Annotated in this window: 21 protein-coding genes; 15 read left to right on the top strand and 6 right to left on the bottom strand. The window is 67.6% G+C overall.

Annotation, left to right across the window (positions count from 1 at the left end; all coding sequences use genetic code 11):
• Nucleotides 1-3: 3 nt before the first annotated feature.
• The 6 genes from AC07WJ_RS19795 (at nucleotide 4) to AC07WJ_RS19770 (ending at nucleotide 7,077) form a co-directional block, all read left to right on the top strand.
• Nucleotides 4-1,170 carry an ABC transporter substrate-binding protein gene (locus AC07WJ_RS19795; protein WP_494936353.1) on the top strand — a complete coding sequence of 389 codons (1,167 nt, stop codon included), beginning with the start codon at nucleotides 4-6 and terminating at the stop codon, nucleotides 1,168-1,170.
• A 366-nt stretch (nucleotides 1,171-1,536) separates the two neighbouring features.
• A complete protein-coding gene (locus AC07WJ_RS19790) occupies nucleotides 1,537-2,415 on the top strand; it encodes a branched-chain amino acid ABC transporter permease (protein ID WP_494936352.1) in 879 nt (292 codons plus the stop codon).
• 62 nt (nucleotides 2,416-2,477) lie between these two features.
• Nucleotides 2,478-3,407: a branched-chain amino acid ABC transporter permease gene (locus AC07WJ_RS19785; protein ID WP_494936820.1), complete on the top strand. Its 930-nt coding sequence runs from the start codon at nucleotides 2,478-2,480 to the stop codon at nucleotides 3,405-3,407.
• The gene (locus AC07WJ_RS19780) at nucleotides 3,404-4,147 is read left to right on the top strand and encodes an ABC transporter ATP-binding protein (RefSeq protein WP_494936351.1); all 744 of its coding nucleotides are present in this window, start codon (nucleotides 3,404-3,406) and stop codon (nucleotides 4,145-4,147) included. Before AC07WJ_RS19785 ends, AC07WJ_RS19780 begins: the two co-directional genes overlap by 4 nt.
• 1 nt (nucleotide 4,148) lies before the next feature.
• Nucleotides 4,149-4,886 (top strand): ABC transporter ATP-binding protein, encoded by a 738-nt coding sequence (locus AC07WJ_RS19775; protein ID WP_494936350.1) that lies wholly within the window; start codon nucleotides 4,149-4,151, stop codon nucleotides 4,884-4,886.
• A gap of 304 nt (nucleotides 4,887-5,190) precedes the next feature.
• Nucleotides 5,191-7,077, top strand: coding sequence for a bifunctional sugar phosphate isomerase/epimerase/4-hydroxyphenylpyruvate dioxygenase family protein (locus tag AC07WJ_RS19770; RefSeq protein WP_494936349.1), 1,887 nt, complete (start codon nucleotides 5,191-5,193; stop codon nucleotides 7,075-7,077).
• 27 nt (nucleotides 7,078-7,104) lie between these two features.
• Here the strand turns inward: AC07WJ_RS19770 and AC07WJ_RS19765 are convergent, their stop codons facing one another.
• The 3 genes from AC07WJ_RS19765 to AC07WJ_RS19755 form a co-directional block, all read right to left on the bottom strand.
• Nucleotides 7,105-8,040, bottom strand: coding sequence for a hypothetical protein (locus AC07WJ_RS19765; protein ID WP_494936348.1), 936 nt, complete (start codon nucleotides 8,038-8,040; stop codon nucleotides 7,105-7,107).
• A gap of 41 nt (nucleotides 8,041-8,081) precedes the next feature.
• Nucleotides 8,082-8,462 carry a hypothetical protein gene (locus AC07WJ_RS19760; RefSeq protein WP_494936347.1) on the bottom strand — a complete coding sequence of 127 codons (381 nt, stop codon included), beginning with the start codon at nucleotides 8,460-8,462 and terminating at the stop codon, nucleotides 8,082-8,084.
• 103 nt (nucleotides 8,463-8,565) lie between these two features.
• Nucleotides 8,566-9,261 (bottom strand): TetR/AcrR family transcriptional regulator, encoded by a 696-nt coding sequence (locus AC07WJ_RS19755; protein WP_494936346.1) that lies wholly within the window; start codon nucleotides 9,259-9,261, stop codon nucleotides 8,566-8,568.
• 178 nt (nucleotides 9,262-9,439) lie between these two features.
• On the opposite strand from AC07WJ_RS19755, the gene AC07WJ_RS19750 reads away from it, so the two are divergent.
• From AC07WJ_RS19750 to AC07WJ_RS19710, 9 genes are all read left to right on the top strand, one after another.
• Nucleotides 9,440-10,492 (top strand): ABC transporter substrate-binding protein, encoded by a 1,053-nt coding sequence (locus AC07WJ_RS19750; protein ID WP_494936345.1) that lies wholly within the window; start codon nucleotides 9,440-9,442, stop codon nucleotides 10,490-10,492.
• A 54-nt stretch (nucleotides 10,493-10,546) separates the two neighbouring features.
• Nucleotides 10,547-11,641, top strand: coding sequence for an ABC transporter ATP-binding protein (locus AC07WJ_RS19745; RefSeq protein WP_494936344.1), 1,095 nt, complete (start codon nucleotides 10,547-10,549; stop codon nucleotides 11,639-11,641).
• Nucleotides 11,638-13,392, top strand: a complete 1,755-nt coding sequence (locus AC07WJ_RS19740; RefSeq protein ID WP_494936343.1) for an ABC transporter permease subunit — start codon at nucleotides 11,638-11,640, stop codon at nucleotides 13,390-13,392. Before AC07WJ_RS19745 ends, AC07WJ_RS19740 begins: the two co-directional genes overlap by 4 nt.
• Nucleotides 13,393-13,394: 2 nt before the next feature.
• Nucleotides 13,395-14,201 (top strand): enoyl-CoA hydratase/isomerase family protein, encoded by an 807-nt coding sequence (locus AC07WJ_RS19735; RefSeq protein WP_494936342.1) that lies wholly within the window; start codon nucleotides 13,395-13,397, stop codon nucleotides 14,199-14,201.
• Complete coding sequence (locus tag AC07WJ_RS19730) at nucleotides 14,198-15,835, top strand: class I adenylate-forming enzyme family protein (RefSeq protein WP_494936341.1); 1,638 nt, start codon at nucleotides 14,198-14,200, stop codon at nucleotides 15,833-15,835. Before AC07WJ_RS19735 ends, AC07WJ_RS19730 begins: the two co-directional genes overlap by 4 nt.
• A 42-nt stretch (nucleotides 15,836-15,877) precedes the next feature.
• Complete coding sequence (locus tag AC07WJ_RS19725; RefSeq protein ID WP_494936340.1) at nucleotides 15,878-16,336, top strand: hypothetical protein; 459 nt, start codon at nucleotides 15,878-15,880, stop codon at nucleotides 16,334-16,336.
• Between the two features lie 134 nt (nucleotides 16,337-16,470).
• Nucleotides 16,471-17,316 (top strand): DJ-1/PfpI family protein, encoded by an 846-nt coding sequence (locus AC07WJ_RS19720; protein ID WP_494936339.1) that lies wholly within the window; start codon nucleotides 16,471-16,473, stop codon nucleotides 17,314-17,316.
• Between the two features lie 32 nt (nucleotides 17,317-17,348).
• Nucleotides 17,349-18,950, top strand: coding sequence for a copper resistance CopC/CopD family protein (locus AC07WJ_RS19715; RefSeq protein ID WP_494936338.1), 1,602 nt, complete (start codon nucleotides 17,349-17,351; stop codon nucleotides 18,948-18,950).
• Nucleotides 18,951-19,155: 205 nt separating this feature from the next.
• Entirely contained in the window at nucleotides 19,156-21,576 is a 2,421-nt protein-coding gene (locus AC07WJ_RS19710) for a bifunctional diguanylate cyclase/phosphodiesterase (protein WP_494936337.1), read from the top strand.
• A 24-nt stretch (nucleotides 21,577-21,600) separates the two neighbouring features.
• Here AC07WJ_RS19710 and AC07WJ_RS19705 read toward each other — a convergent pair whose 3' ends face one another.
• From AC07WJ_RS19705 to AC07WJ_RS19695, 3 genes are all read right to left on the bottom strand, one after another.
• Nucleotides 21,601-22,104 (bottom strand): hypothetical protein, encoded by a 504-nt coding sequence (locus AC07WJ_RS19705; RefSeq protein ID WP_494936336.1) that lies wholly within the window; start codon nucleotides 22,102-22,104, stop codon nucleotides 21,601-21,603.
• A 166-nt stretch (nucleotides 22,105-22,270) separates the two neighbouring features.
• Nucleotides 22,271-22,834 (bottom strand): AAA family ATPase, encoded by a 564-nt coding sequence (locus tag AC07WJ_RS19700; RefSeq protein WP_494936335.1) that lies wholly within the window; start codon nucleotides 22,832-22,834, stop codon nucleotides 22,271-22,273.
• Nucleotides 22,835-22,839: 5 nt separating this feature from the next.
• Nucleotides 22,840-23,613, bottom strand: coding sequence for a TetR/AcrR family transcriptional regulator (locus tag AC07WJ_RS19695; RefSeq protein WP_494936334.1), 774 nt, complete (start codon nucleotides 23,611-23,613; stop codon nucleotides 22,840-22,842).
• Between the last annotated feature and the right edge of the window lie 3 nt (nucleotides 23,614-23,616).

Here is a 23,616-nt window from a genome sequence, read left to right as displayed (position 1 = left end):
ACCATGATACGACTGAACCTGAAATCCTGGGCTGCCGGCCTGGCCATGGCCGCTGCCCTGGTGCTGCCGGCTTCCGCCCAGCAGACCGTCAAGCTGATCGACGTCGCCGAATTGTCGGGCGCCGGCGCCACCGCCGGCACCAATTGGCGCAACGGCATCGATCTCGCGGTGGCCCATATCAATGCCCGCGGCGGCATTCTCGGCCGGCAGATCCAGATCGTCCATTACGACACCCAGACCAATCCGGGCGCCTCGCGCGCCGCCGTCCAGCGCGCCATCGACGAGGACACCTATGCCGTGCTCGGCCCGGTCTTCTCCGGCCCGATCGGCGCCTCCATGCAGATCGCCCAGCGCGCCGAGGTTGCCCAGTTCGTCGGCGGCGAGGCGGCCGGCCTCACCCGCCAGGGCAATCCCTATATCTTCCGCACCTCGCTCAGCCAGGCGGCGGCCATGCCGAAGATCGCCACCTATCTGAAGGACGTGGTCAAGGCGACCAAGGTGGCGGTGATCTTCGTCAATAACGATTTCGGCAAGGGTGGCCGTGACGCCATCATTCCGGAGCTGACCAGCCGCGGGATGACCGTGATCGCCGATATCTCGTCCGAGCCGGGCCAGACCGATTTCGCGGCGGACGCCATCCGCATCAAGAATTCCGGCGCCGACGCGGTCTTCGTCTATCTGAACGAGGACGAGAGCGCCCGCTTCCTGCGCGCCGCCCGCCAGCAGGGCATTTCGGCGCCGCTGGTCGGCGAGACCACGCTGCTCGGCCAGAAGGTGATCGAACTCGCGGGCGACGCCGCCAACGGCGCACGCGGCCATGTCGGCCTCTCCGTCGATGCGCCGGTACCGGCCTTCCAGGAATTCGGCCGGCTCTATCGCGAGCGGTTCAATTCGACCCCCGACCATAATGGCATCAAGGGCTATATGGCGGTGTTCATGATCAAATGGGCGACCGAGAAGATGGGCCGCTTCGACAAGAAGGGCCTCGCCGATACGCTGCGCGGCGCCACCATCACGCCGGCGATGGAGCCGGGCATCCTGATGACGACGCGGATCGAACAGAACGGCGATCTCGATCGCGAAAGCTTTCTCGGCGAGGTGATCAACGGCCGCCAGGTGATCAACGTCACCTTGCCGATGATCAACCCGACGGGCCGTCCCGGCGGTTGAGACGCGGGGAGGGGCGTCCTCTCCGGCAAGGTGCTGCACTCGTCTCTCCGGGAGGCACTTTCTTGGCCTCTCCGGGAAGGCGCCCCATCACCTCTCCCCGGCGGGGAGAGGTCGGGCGAAGCCCGGGAGAGGGGGAATAGACCTCTCGGAACAGGCGATATCGCTTTCGCATGGCCCTTGATCGGCCGGCGCCTCGCCCCCTCTCCCGCCGCTTCGCGGCGACCTCTCCCCGACGGGGAGAGGTGGGGGCGGTGGTTCAGGTGTGAGTTCGATCCAGGCTGAGCGCCTTCGACAGGATCATCCGCAGACCCATTTTCGACCCAGAGGCCGCCCCTGCAGCGCCTCGCCAACCAAGGCTGTCCGGTCATGGCCGAACTTGTCCAGATCCTCATTGCCGGCCTTGCCACCGGCGCCATCTACGCCCTCGCGGCGATCGGTTTCACGCTGGTCTGGCAGACCTCGCAGACGATCAATTTCGCCCAGGGCGAATTCGTCATGCTGCCGGCGATCTTCGTGCTGGTCGGAACGCTCACCTTCGGCCTGCCGGTCTGGCTGGCGCTGATCCTGGGCACCGCCGCCTTCGTCCTGCTGTTCGGTTTCGGCTTCAAGCGCCTGCTGGTCGACCAGATGATCAGCCAGGGCGTGCTGCCGCTGGCCTTCGCCACCATGGCACTGTCGATCCTGATGAAGGAGAGCGCCAAGGACTTCTTCTCGGCCGAGGCCCAGGTGTTTCCCTCGCTCGCACCGGCCGGCAATCTCGACCTGCTCGGCGCCGCCATTTCCTGGCAGAACATCCTGGTGATCGCGGTCGCCTTCGCCGCCATCGGCCTGCTGCAATGGTTCGTCACCCGCACCCGCACCGGGCGGCAGATGCAGGCGACCGCGCAGAACCCCTATGTGGCGCTGCTGCTCGGCATCCCCGTCGACCGGATGATCCTCTACACCTTCCTGATCAATGCCGGCCTTGCCGCCATGGCGAGCTTCCTGGTCTCGCCGATCTATCTCGCCAAATTCTCCAATGGCGACGTCATCGGTCTCTCGGCCTTCATCGCGGCGATCGTCGGCGGCTTCAACCAGGTGCGCGGCGCGCTCTGGGGCGGCCTCCTGCTCGGCGTCGTCGACGCGCTCGCCGCCTCCTATGTCTCGACCAGCTACCGCATGGCCGTGCCGCTGGTGCTGCTGGTCATCGTCATCCTGGTCAAGCCCGAAGGCCTGTTCGGCTCGAAAGAGGAGCGCCGGGTATGAGCGCCGTCGATACCTCGGGCAAGCCCGCCTCCCGGCTCGCTTCGCTTTTCGCTGCCACCGACATGGCGCTGGTCACCCTGTTCGTCGGCGCGGCCGTCCTGTGGTTCGTGCCGGTCAATATGGGCCGCTACGGCACCTATGTGCTCTCGCTCTGGCTGGTCACGTCGATCGCCGCCATGGGGCTCAACCTGATCCTCGGCTATGCCGGGTTGAAGGCGCTGTGCCAGGCGGCCTTTCTCGGCATCGGCGCCTATACCACGGCGCTGCTGACCAAGGCGGGTGTGCCATGGATCGCCGCCTTCGGCCTGTCCGGCCTGGCCTGCTTCGTGGTCGGCATCGTCATCGGCTTTCCGGCGCTGCGGGTGCGGGCCCACTATCTCGGTTTCGTCACGCTCGCCTTCGCCACCGTCGCCTGGCTGATCATGCGCAACGAGCAATGGCTGACGGGCGGCACATTCGGCCTCGCCAATATCCCGCGGCCGTCCGTCTTCGGCTTTCCGACCGATGGCGCGCTCGCCTTCCACCGCTTCGTCGTCGGCGTCACCCTGGTGCTGGCCCTGGCGCTCTGGTGGCTGGTGAAAAGCCCCTGGGGCCGCGCCTTTCTGGCGCTGCGCGAGAACCCGGTGCGCGCGTCGAGCCTCGGCATCGACACCCGGCTCTATACGCTGATGGCCTTCGCCATCGGCTCGGCCTATGGCGGTTTTGCAGGCAGCCTTTATGCGCCGCTGGTCGAGTTCATCGACCCCTCGCCCTTTTCGCTGTCGGCCTCGTTCTTCCTGGTGCTGATGGTGATCTGCGGCGGCGCCGGCTTCATGATCGGCCCGTTCATCGGCGCGCTGCTGGCGGTGGCCTTGCCGGAATGGCTGCGCTTCACCGGCGGGCTCTATCTCCTGATCTTCGCGGCTTCCGTGCTGGTGCTGCTGATCCTGTGCCCCGGCGGCATCCTGGGCCTCGGCGAACGGGCCCTTCGCGCTCTCAGGCGGCGCTCATGAACCCGGTTCTTTCGGTTCGCAACGTCACCCGCCGGTTCGGCGGCATCACCGCGGTGTCGAATGTCTCCTTCGACGTTCAGCCGGGCGAAGTGCTCGGCCTGATCGGGCCGAACGGCTCGGGCAAGTCGACCCTGTTCAACTGCATTCTCGGCCAGATCCTGCCGAGCGAGGGCGAGGTGGCGCTCGATGGCAAGACCATCACGGGTCTCCGGCCCTCCGAGATGAACCGGCGCGGCGTCGGCCGCACCTTCCAGCTCCTCCAGGTCTTCCCGGACCTGACGGTGAAGGAAAACCTGATCCTGGCGGGCCAGGAACATGTCGGCTCGCTCTTCTCCAGGCTCGTCGGCCCGCGTGACGCGGGCTTGAGCGCCAAGGCCGAGACCATGATCGGCTTCTTCCGGCTCGGCCATCTCACCAATGAGAAGGCCGGCCGACTCTCCTACGGCCAGCAGAAACTGCTCGACGCCGCCATGGCCTTCATGGCCGGCCCGCGCCTCGTGCTGCTCGACGAACCGGCCGGTGGCGTCAATCCGACCATGCTGGAGGGCCTGAAGGAACGGCTCGCCGCCTATAACCGCGAGGTCGGCACCACCTTCGTCGTCATCGAGCACAATATGGACTTCGTCATGAGCCTCTGCACCCGGGTCATCGTGCTCGCCGAGGGGCGCATCATCGCGCAAGGCGCCCCGGAAGAGGTCCGGCGAAACCAGGCCGTCATCGACGCCTATCTGGGAGGCTGACATGGACCCTTCGAACGCCGTGCTGACGCTCGACCAGGTGGTCGCGGGTTATGGCTCCATCACCATTCTCAATGGCACCAGCTTCGCGGTGAAGCGCGGCACCATCACCACGGTGATCGGTCCCAACGGTGCCGGCAAATCCACCGTGTTCAAGACCGTCTTCGGGCTCCTCAAGGTGCAGTCCGGCCGGATCCATTTCGACGGCAAGGACGTGACCGGCCGCACCCCGCGCGACCTGATCGCGCGCGGCATCACCTATGTGCCGCAGGGCCGCAACGTCTTCCCCGAGATCTCCGTCAGGCACAATCTCGAGCTCGGCGCGGTGGCCATTCCCGGCGTCACCGATCTCGACGGCCGCATCGCGCGTGCCATGGACCGTTTCCCGATGCTGCGTGACAAGGCCGACGCCCAGGCCTCGACGCTGTCGGGCGGCCAGCAGAAGATCCTCGAGGTCGCCCGCGGCCTGCTGCTCGAACCGAAGCTCGTGCTGATCGACGAACCCTCCATCGGCCTGTCACCCTTGATGGTGCAGGAGGTGTTCCAGATCCTGAAGGACCTGCGTTCGCGCGGCACCACCATCCTGTTGATCGAGCAGAACGCCAAGAGCGCGCTGTCGATCTCGGACGAGGCGATCGTGCTGGAACAGGGGCAGACCAGAATGCACGACACGGCGCAGGCGATCTTGGCGGACCCGCGGGTCGGCCAACTGTTCCTCGGCGGCCATGTCGAGGTGGCGTGAAGACACGGGAATTACCTCTCTCCCATAGGAGGGGCCGCGTGAGGGCGCCGGAATCAACCCTCTCCCATAGGGAGAGGGTGGGTCCGTCAGGACCCGGGTGAGGGGCGTGGGCGTTACGAACTGGGCACGAATGCTCGTTTCGTACGCTGCCCCAGCCGGAGATGGACGACCCCTCACCCGGCAGCTGACGCTGCCACCCTCTCCCTTCGGGAGAGGGTCGTTTCGCCGCTTCTTCTTGGCGCGGAGCGCAGGTGCGCCGTGCATCCCTATGAACCTGCCATTCCAACGAGAGGCCACCTGACCCATGACCATCCTCTCCATCGCCACCGTCTCGCTCGCCGGCACGCTCACCGAAAAGCTCGAGGCCATCGCGCTGGCCGGCTTTCGCGGCGTCGAGATCTTCGAGGCCGACCTCCTGTCCTTCCCCGGTTCGCCGGCGGATGTCCGCAAGATCGCCGCCGATCTCGGCCTCGACATCATCACCTTCCAGCCGTTCCGCGATTTCGAGGGCATGCCTGAGCCGAGACGCGCCCGCGTCTTCGACCGCGTCGAGCGCAAGTTCGACCTGATGGGCGAACTCGGCTGCGACCTGCTTCTGGTTTGTTCCAACGTCTCGCCGGAATCGTTCGGGGGGATCGACCGCGCGGCCGCCGATTTTGCCGAGCTCGGCCAGCGGGCTCAGGCGCGCGGCCTCCGTATCGGCTACGAGGCGCTCGCCTGGGGCCGCCATGTCAATGACTATCGCGATGCCTGGGAGATCGTGCGCCGCGCCGACCACCCTCATGTCGGCATCATTCTCGACACGTTCCACATTCTGGCGCGCGGCACGGATCTTTCCGCCATGCGGGCCATCCCGCGCGATCGCATCCCGCTGGTGCAGGTTGCCGATGCGCCGCTGCTCGACATGGACCTGTTGTCCTGGAGCCGGCACTGGCGCTGCATGCCGGGGCAGGGCGATCTTCCGCTCGACAGCTTCATGCAGGCGCTCGACGCCACCGGTTATGACGGCCTGTTGTCGCTCGAGATCTTCAACGACCGGTTCCGCGCCGGCTCCGCCCGCGGCATCGCGGTCGACGGCAACCGCTCGCTGATCAACATGATGGACCGGCTCGCCCGCGCCAGGGGTAAGCCGGTGCCGGGCGTACCGGCCATGCCGGGCCCGGCGGAATGTTCGGGCATCGCCTTTATCGAATTCGCCATTGGCGAAGACGCGGTCGAGAGCTTCGAGACCGTGCTCGCCGCCCTCGGCTTCGCCAAGGCCGGCCAGCACCGCTCCAAGGACGTGGTGCTGTGGCGGCAGGGCGACATCCATGTCGTGCTCAACTGGGACAAGGACGGTTTCGCCCACGCCCATTACATCACCCACGGCACCTCCGTCTGCGCCCTCGCGCTGAAGGTAGCCGATGCCAAGGCCACGATGGAACGGGCGCTCGGCCTGCACGACCAGACCTTCGCGCAAGTGGTGCGGCCGGGCGAACTCGACATTCCCGCGGTGCGCGGCGTCGGCGGCAGCCTGCTCTATTTCGTCGACGAGACCTCTGGGCTCGGCCGATGGTGGGAGGTCGATTTCGAGCCGGTGACGGGCGCGGGCGAGGGCGCTGGCCTCGTCACCGTCGACCACGTCTCGCAGTCGATGCTCTACGAGGAAATGCTCAGCTGGGTGCTGTTCTACACCTCGCTTTTCGATGTCGGCAAAGGCCCGGTGTTCGATGTGCTCGACCCCGGCGGCATCGTGCAGAGCCAGATCGTGGAGAACCAGGCCGGTACGCTGCGCCTGGTGCTCAACGCCTCGCAGAGTCACCGCACGCTGTCGGCCCGCTTCCTCAACGACTTCTTCGGTTCCGGCGTCCAGCATATCGCGTTTCGGACCGACGACATCCACGCGACGATCGCGAGACTCAAGGCCAATGGCATCGCGCTGCTGCCGATCCCGGAAAACTACTATGACGACCTGGAGGCGCGTACCGACCTGGAGCCCGCCGCGATCGACCGGTTGAAGGCCGACCACGTGCTTTACGACCGCGATATCGGCGGCGAATTCTTCCACGCCTATACCGAGACGCTGGAGGGAGGCCTGTTCTTCGAGCTTGTCGAGCGCAAGGGCTATTCCGGTTACGGCGCGGCCAATGCCGCGATCCGGCTCGCCGCCCAGACGCGGCTCGCGCCGACGGTGACCATGCCGCGGCATTGAGCGGGCCTCGCGGTTTTCGCCGCGCGGTCAGGTGAAGAAGTTCGAGCCCGGCAATTCCTCGTTCTCGGCGATCGGGGTGACCGTCCGGCGCGACGATCCGGTGGCGAAACGCGCCGCCAGGATCGCCGGCGTCAGCAGTGGCGCGCCGGCCTTGGCCATGCCGAGGATGCTGCGATCGACCGCGTCGATATTGGCCGGATTGCCTTTCCGCGGGATGCTCGCGCCCGGGCTGTTGTCGGCTACCACTTGGTTTGCACCGTTTTGGGTGTAGCTGACGACGTGATTGAACTGGATGGTCCAGCCGGTGGAGCTGATCGGGGTGAAGTCGCCGGTCTTTTTCTCGCGAAGGCAGAAGATAGTCCGGAATTCGTTCTTGAAACTGACCTGCCTCACCAGGTTCGGCGCCGAAGAGCCGTGGGTGGGATGGTCGATGGTGTGGGAAAACGACAGCAGCGGGTGATCTGCTCCCTCCACCCGCACCTTGAGGAAATTGAACTTGCTGGCGGCCTGGGTGACGTTGATGATCTCGAAGCGTTCGGCTTCGACCCGGGTGAATGGCTGCGACAGCGGGTGGGTGTCGATCTCGAAGCTGTTGGGCATGGAAATATGGGTGATGGTGCGCCCGTGGCCCTTGAACCGGCCCCAGAATTCTACCCGGAAATCCGACATCTTGATGCCCTGGACGAAACCGAAATCGAAGCGGCTGCGCAGGTCGATCTCGGGAAAGCGCGGCGCGCCGTCCTTGGCCGACACCACGATGGCCTCGGCGTTGAACAGCATGGCGTGCACCACCTGGGCATTGCCGAATAGCGCATTGCCGGCGTTCAGGCTCGCCTCCAGCTGAGCGATGTTCAGGCCTGGCGTCAGGGTGGTGAAAAAGCGGGTGGGGCCGAATTCCAGCGTCTGGCGAACAGCATTGGGCAGGATGTCGAACTTCGTGTTGTCATCCAGGAATTGCACCATGACGACGTCCCCCCGTGGTGGCGGCAAGCGGGCCTTGCGGTTCAGGTCAGTCGCTTCAGGATCGGCCGGAGCATGGCCACCTGCAGGTCCCCGGCCACCGGGCCGGCCTCCAGTTTCGCCATCTCGTCATCGAGGCTCTTGATGGTCATCCGGCCGGTGATGTTGTCGGCCTGCTGCTGATAGGCCTTGTTGATGATCTTCCGCTTGGTCTTGTAACGCAGCACACCGGCAGCCGTCGTCGCGCCATAGGTTTCCGTCGTCAGTTCGGTCACGGCGATCGGCTCGTCCTCGAGCTGGATCAGCGCCTGCTGGATCAGCCCGACATGGGCGCCGTGATCGCCCGGCACGACATGGGCGGCGTCCCGGGTCTCGCAATCCCTCAGCCGCTGGTTGCCCGACAGGAGTCTCGACTGAAGCGTCATCCGTGTTCTCCCCGGTCAGGGCCAAGCCGTCGGGAGACTAGCAAATTTCGAAGCGCGGCGCTGTGCTCCGGCGCATGGCGGGGCTTGGAAAGGGTGCGAGGCCTCAATCTTGTTCGCTGTCGCGTGTCGGATAGATCGCCCGGTACCAGATGGCGGTGATCTCACGGGCGAAGGCGTCGGGGTCGTCGCGGGCGGTCGCCAGCGCCGGATTGCCGATGACGAAGGCCTCGCGCAGCACGTCGTCGACCATGCATTCCAGGCAGACGATGCGCAGTTCGATGGCCGCCTGCGACGCGATGAGCGGGCCCTGGCGCATGACATTGGCGAGAATGCGCCGGGCCCAGGAGGCGTTGATCCGCTGGCGCTCGCGCAAGAGCTCCGGCAGCGCGTCGCGCAGCTCGCGCACCCGTTCCATCAGCACGGCGTTGCGGGCGAAATAGTCGATGTAATAGCGGTTGGTGCGATAGATCGCGTCGAACGGCGTCAGGCTCTGGGTGGCGGTGCGCGGAAACGCGATGGTCCGGTCGTGGAAATCGGTCATCACGTCGCGGACCGCGTCCTCCTTGGAGCGGAAATACTGGTAGATCGCCGCGCGCGACACCCCAGCTTCGACGGCGATCTGGTCCATGCTCAATTGCGCGAAGGTGACCTGTTCCAGGCAGCGTGCCGTGGCGTAGCGCGCCAGCCGCCGGGTCCGCTCGCCCTTTCTCAAGTCCGGCGCATCGGCCTCTGCTTTCAACAGGTCGACGAAACGCGGCGCGTCGGGCAGGCCGGCCTCGCCGCCTGGAGCGGTGGGCATAGCCGCGGGCGGGGCAGCGGATTTCACTGATCTCGGCATGAAAACGCGGTCCCCTTCGGCGCCGGCCGTCCGAAAATGGCGGGCGCATCCGGCCCATGAATCGCTCTTGCATATTTCTGACATACGTGTCACGTTTTCGCAAAACTGACACTAGCGTCAGAAATTTGGAGGTGACGTCATGACCGTGAATCTCGACCGCCGATCCGCCTTGAAAGCCGGGGCAGGGCTTGTCGCGGCCCCCTTCATCGTCACATCGGCCGGCGCCCAGGCCCGCCGCATCGTGGTGCGCGACCTCGGCATCGGCAGTTCGTTTGCCGATGCCTATGCCAGGCCCTTCGAGCAGGCGACTGGCATCAAGGTGGTGCCGGTGACCGCCCAGCACGAGCCGGCCGGGCTGATCAAGCAAATGGTCGAGACCAAAACCTTCACCTGGGACATGGCGATCGTCAGCCGGGCCACCGCCGACCAGTTGGCGCAGGACGGCCCGGGCTATCTCGAACCGCTCGGCATCGAGGCCGCGGCCGGCTTCCAGGCCTTGCCCGACATGTTCAAGGCGCCGCATTACGCCGCCAATGACGTGGTCGCCACCGTGCTGGCCTATCGCACCGACAAGGTGAAGAGCCCGCCGAAATCCTGGGCCGATTTCTGGGATGTGCGCGGCCGTCCGGGTCAGCGCGCCATGCGCAAATTTCCCTTCGACACCATCGAGCAGGCGCTGCTGGCCGACGGCGTCGATCCGAAATCGCTCTATCCCTGCGATTTCGGCAGGGCCTTCGCGAGCCTCGACCGGATCAAGAAGGACATCGCGGTCTGGTGGACCTCGGGCGCGCAGAGCTCGCAGCTGCTGCAATCCGGCGAGGTCGACTACTGCCCGACCTGGAACGGCCGGGCGCAGGTCGCGATCAATGGCGGCGCGCCGGTGGCGCTGATGTGGGAGCAGGCGCTGTGGCAGACCGAGGGCTGGGCGATCCTGAAGGGCACGCCCAACGCCGCGCTGTGCCGCGAGTTCATCGCCTTCGCGCTGGAGCCGGCGCGCCAGGCGGTGTTCGCCGAGGCGACCGGCTACGGCCCCTCGCTCGCCAAGGCGATCGATTTCGTGCCGGCCGCCAAGGCCCGGGCGCTGCCGACCCATCCCGACAACAGCCGCAGCGCCTTGCTCATCGATGTCGGCTTTTGGGCCGGTAATCGCGACCGCGCCGCCGACCTGTTCAATCGCTGGGTCGTCAGCTGACCTCTCTCTCCACGCCGCGCCCGCCGGCGCGGTCCGCCTGTCCGGAAGCCCCCCATGCTGATGCCCAATCCACCCTCCGCCGCCGACACCAAGCTGTCGATCTCAGGCATCGCCAAGCGCTACGGCCCGACCGCGGCGCTGGAAGCGACCACGCTCGACGTCCGCCGCGGCGAGTTCCTGACCCTGCTCGGGCCCTCCGGTTCGGGCAAGACCACGCTTTTGATGATGATCGCGGGCCTGGTCGAGCCCTCCGCCGGCCGCATCCTGCTGGAGGGCGAGGACATCACCGAGCGTCCGGCCTATCGGCGCGATATCGGCCTGGTGTTTCAGAACTACGCGCTGTTTCCGCATCTGACCGTCGCCGAGAACGTCGCTTTTCCCTTGGAAATGCGACGCATGGCGCGCCCCGATATCGCGCGCGCCGTGGCCGGGGCGCTCGAGCTGGTGCGCCTGCCGCATCTTGGGCAGCGCTATCCGCGTGAACTCTCCGGCGGCCAGCAGCAGCGCGTCGCCTTCGCCCGCGCCATCGTGTTCAAGCCGGCCTTGGTGCTGATGGACGAGCCGCTCGGTGCGCTCGACAAGAAGCTGCGCGAAGAGCTGAAACTCGAATTGCGCAAGCTGCACCGCGAGCTCGGCGCGACCATCGTTTATGTCACCCACGACCAGGACGAAGCGATGCTCCTGTCCGACCGCATTTGCCTGATGGCCAATGCCCGGGTCGCCCAGGTCGATGCGCCGACCGATCTCTACAACCGGCCGCGCTCGCGGTTCGCCGCCGAGTTCATCGGCGAGTCCAATATTGCCCGGGGCGTGCTGGATGAGGCCAATGGCGCCTGGCACGTGGCTCTGGAGGCCGGGCCGCGGCTTGCCTGCGCGGCGCCCGCGGCAGCCACGGTAGGGCCGGTCCCGGTGCTGATCCGTCCCGAGCGCATCCGCCTCGCCCCGGCGGGGCCCGGTTTCCCGGCCGAGGTCGAGGCCGTGCTCGATCTCGGTGGCATCCGGCGCTTTGCATTGCGCAGTCCGGACGGCCTTGCCTTCAACGCCGTCGAACTCGGCAGCGCCACATCCGGCTTCACGGTCGGTGACCAGGTCCGCTGCGCCGTCACCGCCGCCGACGTGGTGCCGTTGAATGAAGGGGCGCCGTCATGACCGCCGCGGTCTTGCGCCGGCGGGCCTCCACGCTGGTCCTGCTCGCCCCGGTCCTCGCGCTGCTCGGCTTGTTCTTCCTGCAACCGGTGCTGAGCTTCCTGGCGCGCGGGCTGACCACCGAGGCGGGCGCGCTCAGCAGCCTCCATGTCGAACGCCTGTTCGCCAGCGCCGCCTATGGCCAAGTGATGTGGACCAGCATCAAGCTGTCCTTCTGGGTGACGCTCGCCTCGATCGTCATCGGTTATCCCGTCGCCTATCTCCTGGCGACCACCGACAAGAGCCGGCGTTCCTATTGGGCGCTGTTCGTGCTGCTGCCGTTCTGGTCGAGCTTTCTGGTGCGCACCTTCGCCTGGATCGTCATTCTCGGCCGCAACGGGCCGGTCAACGCCATGCTGACCGGCAGCGGGCTGAGCGAGCGGTCACAGGAATTGCTCTACAGCTGGTTCGCCGTGGTCGTCGGCATGACCAATGTGCTGGCTCCCTTCGCCATTCTCACCATGCTCGGCGTCATGGAGGGCATCGACCGGCGCGTCGTGCGCGCCGCCGAGACGCTCGGCGCCCGGCCGGTCCAGGCCTTCTTCCGGGTTTTCCTGCCGCTCTCCATGCCCGGCGTCACGGCGGCGGGGCTGATGGTGTTCATCACCGCGCTCGGCTTCTTCATCGCCCCGGCGCTGCTCGGCTCGGTGCGCCAGACGATGATCGCCCAACTGGTCATCCAGCAGATCCTGGAACTGACCAACTGGCCTTTCGCCGCGGTGCTCTGCCTGATGCTGCTGATCGCCGCCTTCGCCATCTTCTGGCTCTATGACCGGCTGGTCGGGCTGTCGAGCCTCGCCGGCGAGGTCCGCGCTGGTGGCCTCGGCACAACGGGGCTCGCGGCGCGCGCCGCGCGTTCCGGCCAGCGCCTGATCGATGCGACCGGCGACGGCCTGGCGCGGCTCGCCGGCCGGACGCTGGGGGAGGGCCGACCGGCGTCGCGCGGCCGCGGCACCAGCCTGGCCGCTGTTGCGGTCATCGTTTTCCTGCTGGCGCCGCTCCTCTTCCTGATCCCGGTTTCGGTCTCGGAGCAGAGCTTCGTCGCCTGGCCGCCGCGCGGGCTCACTTTCAAATGGTATGCCGAAATCTTCGCATCCCCGCTCTGGATGGGCGCCGCCGGGCTGTCCTTCCTGGTCGCTTTCCTCACCGCCTTGCTCTGCTTCGCGGTGGCCGTGCCGGCGGCCTTCGCCTTCCTGCGGCTGACCGGCTGGAGCGCCGGCGCGTTGTTCGCGCTGATGGTCTCGCCCCTGATCGTGCCGCGCATGGTGGTGGCGGTGTCGCTGTTCTACCTCTATGCGCGCTTGGGGCTCGTCGGCACGACACTCGGCCTGGTCATCGGCCACACCGTCATCGCGCTGCCGTTCTTTTTCATCGCCGTCGTCGCCGTCCTGAAGACCTATGACCGGCGGCTCGACCAGGCCGCCGCCTCGCTCGGCGCCTCGCCCTGGGTCACCGCACGGCGCGTGACGTTGCCGCTCGTCGGCACCGGCCTCGTCTCGGCCGCGCTCTTCGCCTTCGTCGTCTCGCTCGACGAGCTCAACATCGCGCTGTTCGCCTCCGGCGGGCTCAACGCGACCTTGCCGAAACTGATGTGGGACGAGGCGACGCTGCGCTTCTCCCCGCTGCTCGCCGCGGTCTCCACCCTGGTGCTCGTGGTCATGAGCATCCTGGTGATCGCCGCCCTGCGTCTGCGCACGCAATCAACGGAAGCCTGAACATGCCCCTGATCTACGCCAAGGACGGCGCCATCGCGACCTTCACCATCGACAACGGCAAGGTGAACGTCTTCACGCCTCAGATGCACCGCGAGCTCTTCGATGCGCTCGCGGATTTCGTGGCCGATCCCGCTATCCGCGTCGGCATCCTGACCGGGGCCGCCGGCCGCTCGTTCTGCGCCGGCGACGACATCAAGACGACCCTGCCGGAGCTGACCCCGCACGAGGCGCTGGAGGCTCATTTCTTTCCGCATGTCCATGAGGCGCGCACCGGCCTGACCCGGCCGGGCTGGGAGCAGGATGTGATGCGGCTCAAGCGGCTGAAGCCGATCATCGGCGCGGTCGACGGCTATTGCCTGGGGCAGGGGCTGATCTACCTGCTGCTCCTGTCCGATATCCGGCTGGCGACGCCGGAGGCCGAATTCGGCTTTCCCGAGATCGCCTATGGCATGGCCGGCGCCGGCGGCCTGACCCGGCTCGCCGCGCTCATTCCCCAGGCGGTGGCCATGGAAATGCTGCTGCTCGGCGAGCGGATCGCCGCCGATCGCGCGCTTTCGGCCCATCTGATCAACCGGGTGGTCGCCCGTGACGGCCTGATTCCGGCGGCGCGCGCCATGGCAGAGCGCATCGCCGCCCATCCCCCGGTGGCGGTCCGGCTGGAAATGGAGGTCACCGAGCGGGCGCGCGACATGACCCGCGACCAGGCCATCGACTATGCCGCGACCCTGTTCCGTTTCCAGCGCGTCGCCTATCAGGGCTACGGCGCCGGCACCGGCTTTTTCGGCACCAAGCATGAGGCCGCGGAATGAGCATGATCGATCCCGGCAAGGTCGCCGCGGCCAAGGCGCGCACCCGCGCGCTGGAGGCCGAATTCGAGGCGACCACCATCGGCGCCTTCGTCACCCGGCGCTGCCGCGAGCTCGGCGATGCCGTCGCCATCGAGGTCTTCGACCGGCAGGAGCGGATGACCTATGCCGAGGTCGAGCGCGCCACCAACCGCATCGGCCATGGGCTGCGCGCGCTCGGCATCGCCAAGGGCGACCGGGTCGCGGTCATGCTGCCGAACCGCATCGCCTACCCCTTGACCTGGCTGGCTTTGGCCAAGATCGGCGCCGTTCACGTGCCGGTGAACACGCGCTACACGCCGCGCGAGATCGACTATGTGACCAGCGATTCCGGCGCCCGCGCCATCGTCATCGACCGGCAATTTCTCGACACCTTCCAGGCCATGGACAGGCGTCCGGAGGGACTGGACGACACCCGCGTCGTGGTGGTCGATGGCGCCGTTCCCCAAGGCATGGCCTCGTTCGAGGCGCTGGCGGCGGCCGCCCCGGAGACCTCCTGCCTCGACGAGACGGTGACACCGGATGATCTCGCCAACCTGCAATATACCTCGGGCACGACGGGTTTTCCGAAGGGCTGCATGCTCAGCCACGAATATTGGCTGATCCTGTCGTTCACCGCGCTGCATTGGGACCATATGCGGGCGACCCGGCTGCTCACCGCCCAGCCGTTCTTCTACATGGATCCGCAATGGCACCTGTTGAAGAGCTTTCGCCTGGGCGCCACGCTGTTCGTCGCGCCGCAGCTTTCGGCCTCGCGTTACATCGGCTGGGTCAAGCAGTTCAGGGTCGACTGGTGCCAATTCCCGCTGCTCGCCACCCGCCAGCCCGTGGCGGCCGACGATCGCGACACCGCGCTGAGGCAGGTGGCGGCCTTCGGTTGGGACGGCGAGACCTGCCGCGCCTTCAAACGCCGCTTCGGTGTCATGGCCCGCGAGAGCTTCGGCATGACCGAGATCGGCCTGGGCACCTGGATGCCGCCCGAGCTCGACGAGATGTATGATTCAGCCTCCGTCGGCATTGACGGGCCGTTCCGCGAGACCTCCATTCGGGACGAGGCTGGCGCTCCCGTGCCGCCGGGCGAACGTGGCGAGCTCTGGGTGCGCGGCCGTTCCATCCTGAAGGGCTATTGGAACAAGCCGGAGGCCAATGCCGACGCCTTTCGCGACGGCGGCTGGTTCCGCACCGGTGACGTCTTCGAGGCCGATGCCAACGGCTTCCTCTGGCTGGTCGGCCGGATCAAGGACATGATCCGCCGCTCCCAGGAAAACATCTCCGCCCGCGAGGTCGAGGCGGTGGTGCGCGAATTGCCGGAGGTCGAGGACTGCGCGGCCGTGCCCGTGCCGGACGCCAGACGCGGCGAAGAGGTCAAGATCTATATCCAGCTGAAAGAGGGGAGCGGTCCGGACGACCTGCCGTTCCAGCGTGTGCGCGACCATTGCCGCCGCGGCCTCGCCGCCTTCAAGGTGCCGCGCTATTACGCTTTCGTCGGAGGGTTTCCGCGTACGGTGTCGAACAAGATCGAGAAGCGCAATCTGGTCGCGGGGGTGGCCGATCTGCGCGCCGGCGCCTGGGACGACGAGGACCAGGTGATGCGGTGAGGGCAGCGCGTGCATCAACCCTCTTCCGCAAGCGGGCGAGGGTTGACGCGCCACACCCATGCCGCCGCCACCATTGACCTTTCAACCCGCTTCGATGCTGATCATCCCATCGTGCTGAACCGCCTGCGCCATCCCGACCTGCGCCCCGTCCTCGCCGCGCTCTATGCGGTGGCGATGCTGTGGCTCGGCCTGGCGCATCGGCCGCCGGTCGTGGCGACGCCAGGGAGTGCGGGAATTCTGCAGGTACTGCTGCAGGACGGCTCGCCCGACGCATGGTGCCTGAACGACCCGGGGCAGCCGCCCGTCCACGCGCCCGGCCGGGGCAGCGGGCTCTGCGATGCCTGCCTGCTGACTGCGGCGATCGGCCTGCCGCCTGCAACGGCCGGCCTGCCGGTACCGGCCGGCGTCGCCACCGGGCGCGCCGTCGCCAGGCCGGCGCTCGCCGTGGCCGCGCGGGCGGTCGACCGGCCGCGCTCGCGCGGGCCGCCGCTTCTGGCCTGACCGCTCGTCCAACGGGCGGGCTCTCGCCGTTCTCACCGGTCGCCCGGCGCGATCGCCTGCCGGTGCCCTATCCCCAACCGCAAGGCCTGATCGGCCGCGCCCGGCGCGGCCGGCTCCGCCTGACGGAGATTTCCATGGATCGTCGAGACTTTACCGGTCTCGCGGCGGCGGCCCTTGTGGCCGGCCCCGCCTTTCTCGCCCCATCCCGCACGCTGCCGGCCCAGGCCGCCCCGGGAGAGCACGCACCCGACATGACCACGCGACAGCCCATGAGCTGGCAGGACATGGCCAGACGCAACGACCAGATCCTCATGCTGGTCTATCCCGAGATGACCGCGCTCGACCTCGTCGGGCCGCAATATGCCTTCGCCTGCACGCTGGGCGCCAAGGTGCATCTGGTCGGCAAGACGCGCGACCCGGTCATGACCGACACCAAATTCGCCATCCTGCCGACCATGACCTTCGACGAAGCGCCGGCCGATGCCGCCGTACTCTTCGTGCCGGGCGGCACCACCGGTACGCTCGCCGCCATCGGCGACGCGGCGACGCTTGGCTTCGTCGCCGATCGCGGCGCGCGGGCGACCTGGGTCACCAGCGTCTGCACGGGATCGCTGGTGCTGGCCGCCGCTGGCCTGCTCAAGGGCTACAAGGCGACCTCGCACTGGGCGGCGCGCGACCTGCTCGTCGCCGGCGGCGCCGAGCCGGTCGATGCCCGGGTGGTCATCGACCGCAACCGGGTGACCGGGGCCGGGGTCAGCGCCGGCCTCGATTTCGGCCTGAAGCTGGTCGCCATGATGCGCGACGAGGCCTATGCCAAATCGGTGCAACTGCTCGCTGAATACGCGCCCGAGCCGCCGTTCCGGGCGGGCACGCCGGCCGAGGCTGGTCCCGACATCACCGCGCCGCTCGCCGCCATGTTCGCCGACTTCCGGCGCGACGCCGCCACGGCGGTCGCCTCGGCCGCGGGCCGGCGGCGTTGACGGGCGGAGACGGACGGTGGAGTGATCGGATCATGACAGCGATAGCCTGCGCAGGCCGGATCCTGCTGACGCTCGCCGGGCTCGCTTTGTTCGGGTCGGGCGGCGCGCTTGCCCATGCCACGCTGGTCAGGGCTGAGCCCGCCGACGGCAGCATGGTGGCGGTGGCGCCGAAAGTGCTGGTGTTGAGCTTCAACGAAGCGGTGGCGCCGGCGTTGATCCAGCTGATCGATGCCGACGGCCGGCCGCGCAGCGATGTCACGGTGGCGGCCGTGGACGACACGTTGCGCATCGGCCTGCCGGTCGATCTGCCGCACGGCACCCAGGTGGTCAGCTACCGGATCATCTCGTCCGACGGTCATCCGGTCAGCGGCACGGTGCAATTCTCGATCGGACGCTTCTCGGGCGGCGCCGGCGCCCATGCGGGCATGTTCGCCGATCCCGGCGCCGGCCTCGGCTGGGCGATCTGGCTCGGCCGCTTGGGACTCTATCTCGGCCTGTTCGCCGGCGTCGGCGGGGCCTTTTTCATCACGGTCCTGGCGCCATCGGGGGGGCGCACCGGGTCGCTTGCGACCTTGCTCTGCCTTGGCCTCGCCGCCTCGCTGCTGTCGCTCGGTCTGCAGGGCCTCGATCTCCTGGGGCTTGGTCTTGCCGATCTGGCCTCCCCGGCGCCGTGGCGCGCGGCGAGCGCCACCTCGCTCGGCCCGGCGCTCGGGCTCGCCGCCGTTGCCATGCTGGCGGCGCTGGCCGCGCTTGCCTGCCGGCCATCGGGCCTGGCCCGTCTCCTTGCCGGCTCGGCCATGATCGGCGTCGGCCTGTCACTCGCCATGACCGGCCATGCCGCCCACGCCCCGCCGCAGGTGCTGACACGCGCCGCGGTATTCCTGCACGGGCTCGGCGCTGCCTATTGGGCCGGGGCGCTGCTGCCGCTCGCTCTGATGGCCCGCCGTCCCGGCCCGGAATTCGTCGCCGTGCTGTGGCGCTTTTCCCGGCTCGCCACGCCGCTTGTCGCGGGACTGGCGCTTACCGGGCTGATCCTGGCCGTCATCCAGGTCGAGAGCCCGGCGGCCCTGATCGAAACCAGCTATGGCCGCCTGCTTTCAGCCAAGCTGGCGCTGGTCGCGGCGCTTCTCGGGCTCGCCGCGCTCAACCGCTACCGGCTGACCCCGGCGCTTGCCCGCGCCCCTGCCGACGCGCGCGCGCTGGTCCGTTCGGTCGGCGCCGAGATCCTGCTGGTCCTTGCCATCCTGGGGCTGGTCGCCGGCTGGCGCTTCACCCCGCCGCCGCGCGTGCTTGCCGCGGTCGCCCAGGTGCCGGTCGGTCTGCACATCCACACCGACAAGGGCATGGTGCAGATGACCGTCAGCCCGGGCGCGGCCGGTCCGAACCGCTTCGACCTGCAATTCCTGTCGGCCGATTTCGGCCCGCTCGAACCCAGGGATGTCCGCTTGACGCTTGCCCAGTCGGCCCGTGGCATCGCGCCCTTCACGCGCCGGGCGATCAGGCTCACCGACGGCAATTGGGCGGTTCGCGATGTCGTGGTGCCCTTTGCCGGGCGCTGGCAGGTGACGGTCGATGCCTATGTCACCGATTTCCAGCTGGTGACGCTCGACGGCGAGCTGGAGGTGAGGCCGTGAAGGGGCACTGAAGCGATCTTGCCCGCGACGTCCCGCACCGGCGGCCGCGCTTTCCTGGGCCCGATTGCTCCGCCGCTTCAGGTCCGTCGTGTATTACCTAAGGTAATGTTATTCTACTTTCAGAGTAATATTCAAGTTTTGTTCAGGGTTATTTGCAACGCTTGCGTGTGAACGGTCCTCATGGGCCGTGAACGCGAGGTTCGCGATGTTGCAGGTCTATGGCTGCTTTGTCACGCAACACGATCTGCGGCTGGTGGTACTGGCAGCCGCGGTCTGTGCCTTGGCCTCCTACACGGCGGTCAATCTGGTCCACCACGTCCGCGCGGGCGAAGACCAGGTGTCGCACCACCGGTTCTGGCTGCCGGTGGCGGCGGTCGCCAGCGGTTTCGGCATTTGGGCGACCCATTTCATTGCCATGCTGGCGTTTCAGCCTGGCTTGCCGAGCGGTTACAACATCGCGCTGACGCTCCTGTCGCTGGTCGCGGCCATCGTGCTCACCGGCGTGGGCCTGGCCATCGGCATATCGCGGATCGGCCACGGCCGGGCGATCGGCGGGGCGGTGGTCGGTGGCGGCATAGCCGCGATGCATTATACGGGCATGGCGGCTTTCGAGGTCGCCGGCCGCATCGAATGGGATCCGGCGCTGGTGGCGGCGTCGATCGCGCTCGGCGCCTTGCTCGGCGCGGCCGCCCTCGAGATCGGGCTTTACGCCAATACGCGCCGGCGCAAGATCCTCGGCGCCGCGGTCCTGACGCTGGCGATCTGCAGCCATCATTTCACGGCCATGGGTGCCGCCATGATCATCCCGGACCCGACGATCCTGGTGTCCCCCTTGGCATTGCCGGCGGAATGGCTGTCGATCGGTGTCGCGCTCGTCTCGGCGACCATCATCCTGCTGGCCCTGGGCGGCCTTGCCTTCGACCTGCGCAATCGCCGCGAACTCGCAATGGCGAACCGGATGCGCGAACTGGCCGATGCGGCCGTCGAGGGACTGATCGTCTGTGATGACGAAACGATCGTCGCGGCCAACCGGAGTTTTCGCGAACTGGCCGGGGAGGACGCCGACACCGCGATCGGCCGGCCCTTCGCAGCCTTCTTCCCGGAACCCGGCATCGCCGGGCGCCTTGCCGCGATGGCGGGCCGCCCGCTGGAGGCCGCCATGCTGGCGACCAGCGGCGAGACTGTTCCCGTCGAACTGATCCGGCACATCGTCACCTATGCCGGCCGGCCCCACCAGGTGATCGCGGTGCGCGACCTGCGCGACCGCAAGAAGGCCGAGCAGCAGATCCATTTCCTGGCGCATCACGATGCGTTGACGGCGCTGCCGAACCGCACCAGCTTCAACCGCAAGCTGGAGCTGGAACTTGCCGCCCACCGCCTGTCGGGGCGCTGTTTCGCCGTCATCTTCCTCGATCTCGACCGGTTCAAGGAGATCAACGACCTGTTCGGCCACCTCGCCGGCGATGCCGTGCTGCAATTCGTTGCGGACCGGGTCAGGGGCGTGCTCGGCGCCGACCAGATGGTGGCGCGGCTCGGCGGCGACGAATTCGCCGTCATCGCCCCCAATCTCGCCGCGCCCACCGAAGCCGGCGGGATCGCCGAGAAAATCCTCTGCGCGCTCGGGGAGCCCGATGCCAGCCTGCCGGCCGGCGTCACCATCGGGACCAGCATGGGCATCGCGATCTGTCCCGGCGATGCCGAGGACCGCAGCACATTGTTGAGTTATGCCGACGCCGCGCTTTATGAGGCGAAGGCCGAGGGGCGTGGGGTGTTCCGCTTCTTCGAGGCAGCCATGGGCAGCCACTTGCGGGAGCGGCGCCAGATCGAGCACGACCTTCGCCAGGCCATCCCGCGCGGCGAACTGAGCCTTGCCTTCCAGCCACAGAGCCGGCTCGATTCCGAGGAGGTTCTGGGCTTCGAGGTGCTGCTGCGCTGGCGCCACGGCACGCGCGGCGACATCTCGCCGGCCACCTTCATCCCGGTCGCCGAGGAATGCGGCGTCATCCTGCAACTGGGCGAATGGGTGCTGCGCGCCGCCTGCGCGGAGGCCGCCTCGTGGCGCCAGCCACTGGCCATCGCGGTGAACATCTCCCGGGTGCAGCTCTACAACGGCAATCTACCGCAACTGATCAAGGAAATCCTCGCCTCGACCGGGCTGGCGCCGCAGCGGCTTGAGCTGGAGGTGACCGAAACAGCCCTGGTCAAGGATTTCGACCGGGCCCTTGCCACCTTGCAGCAGATCAAGGCCCTCGGCGTGAAACTCGCCATGGACGATTTCGGCACGGGATATTCCTCCCTGTCCAACCTGCGGGCCTTTCCTTTCGACAAGATCAAGATCGACCAGTCCTTCGTCCGCGCAGTCGATTCCAACGCGCAATCGGCGACCATCGTGCGCGCCATCGTGGGCCTGGCTAAGGGACTGGATCTGCCTGTGCTGGCCGAAGGCGTGGAGACATCAGGCGAACTCAAGTTCCTGTGCCGCGAGGACTGTAACGAGGCGCAGGGCTATTTTCTCGGTCGCCCGGGGCCGATCGACCAGTTCAGATATCTGGTCGACCAGAACGCCGAGGGCGCCAGGGTGGCCTGGGCTCCGCACCTCCGGGTGGTGTCGTTCAAGGCCGGCTAGCCGGCCGATGCCGGATCCGATGGCTCAGTAGCAGACCAGCGCGCGGTGGGCGACGACATAGCCCCAGCGGTCGACGTGGCGCCTCAGGACATAATAACAACCGTCATCGGCATAGTAGTTGCTGTAATAATACGGGGCGCCAAAATAGAATGGGGCGCCGAAGGCAAAGGCCGGGCCGAAGAAGAACCGGTGATGGTGGAACCGGCCGCCGGCGAATGCCGGACGAACGAAGCCGGGACGGATGAAGCCGGGGCGCCCGAAGCCAGGACCTGCGAAGCCCGAGTGGGCGAAACGGGGTCCGGCGAAACCGCCGCGGAATCCGCCACCCATGCCGCCGTGGAAACCACCGCCACCGCCGTGGAACCCGCCGCCACCCATGCGGGCCTCCGCAGGGGTGGACGAGGCCAAGGCACCAGCGGTCGCGAGCGCAGCCGCAAAGGCCGCCGCCATTATCGTTTTGATCTGAGATTTGGAGGTCATGACGATACTCCCATCATGAGAAGCCTCACCATGGGTTAAGTGTTTCATTAACCACCTGAACTGTCGATGAATATCCGGCTCGGCCGGCCGCCGTCGCGCTGTCGCGCCATCACATCTCGGTGTCTGCGGCAGCGGTCCGGCGTCGTCGCAGTCCGGGCATGCACGGCGCGACGGCGGGCGTGGAGATGACGGACGCCGCGGCGCCTGCCGTTCGTCAGGGCGCGTCCGTCAGCCAGCCCACGGCGTTCAGCACCGTCGTGGCGAGCTCCTGGGGGCTCTGGCCGTCGGTCGCGACCACAAGGGCGCCGTCGACAGGCTTCGCGCCCATGCGCGCGGCTTGCCCGAGCGTGCGCTGGATCTGCTCATCCTTGCCGGCCCCGACCTCGCGTTTGTCGAGCCGTGCGATCAGGGTGGCATCGTCAGCCTTCAGCCGCAGCACGGTGATCTCGGCGTCGGGTATGGCGGCCGCTATCCAGCGGCGGTCGAATTCGAGATGCATCATCACTCCCGACATGATGAGGCGGGAATGCCCGAGCGCCCGGTAGGTCGACCAGAGCGCGGCGAGATTGATCGCGCTGATATCGGTCGTCCCGGGCGAGAGCCTCTCCAGCTCCTCGGGCGAGGGTTTCGGGAAGACCCGGTCGAGTTCGTCGGTCTCGATCACCGCATGCGGAATCCGCATCTCGGCGAGCCGGCTGCCGAGCTCCCATGCGAGCGTGGACTTGCCGATGCCGGCCGGGCCGGTGACGAGCAGGATGCGGGTCGGGGTGTGGGTCATACGCGCTAGCTTTGTGTCCTCGCGCCTCTCATCCGGCGCCTGGCGGCGGCGCCATCTGCAACGGGAAGCGGCGTGGCGGGTGACCTGGACGCCGCCTTCAGTTTCTCGCCGAGGGGAAGAGGCGTGACCTGAGGCTTCCCGTCGCCCGTCGCTCCGAGGCTCGTGGCGGCCAGCGTGATCCAGGCTTCCAGCAACCGGTCATTGACCGTGTCGTCGAGGTTGAAGCTGGCATGGATCGCCATGCCGCGCAGCACGCTGAGATTGAGGTGCAGGAAGTTCTCCCGGCCAATGGCGGCGCCGAGCGAACCCAGGTCGTCGTAGCCGATGACATGGGCCCACAGCGCGTCGCGCTTCTTCACCCACGCCGCCAGCACGATGCGCAGCCGGTCCTGCAGCAAGGCGTCGCTGCGCGCGGCCATCATCAGTTCGATGGCGGCGACATAAGTCGGCCGGGAGAACACGTCGTACCAGAGGTGGCGCAGGTAGTCGGCGAGCGGAATCGGCGTCGCATATTGGCCGACGAAGGCGAGGCGGCCGGCCTCCCATTGTTTCAGGAGATGCTCGAAGCCACCGACCAGCATGTCGGCCTTACTCGGGAAATGATGCGACAGGGCGCCGCGCGACACCCGCGCCTGCGCCGCCACCAGCCCGGTCGACAGCCGATCGTAGCCGACCGCGCAGAGCGTCTCCAGCACCGCGTCGGCGAGCCTCAGCCGCATGGCGGCGGTTCGTTCGGCCTGGGTGCGCCTCAGGCGTCTCGGCGGCTTCTGCTCGGTCATCTC

The sequence above is a fragment of the Phreatobacter sp. GW821-FHT04C01 genome (assembly GCF_059420385.1).
This window is presented reverse-complemented; position numbering and strand designations above follow the sequence as displayed.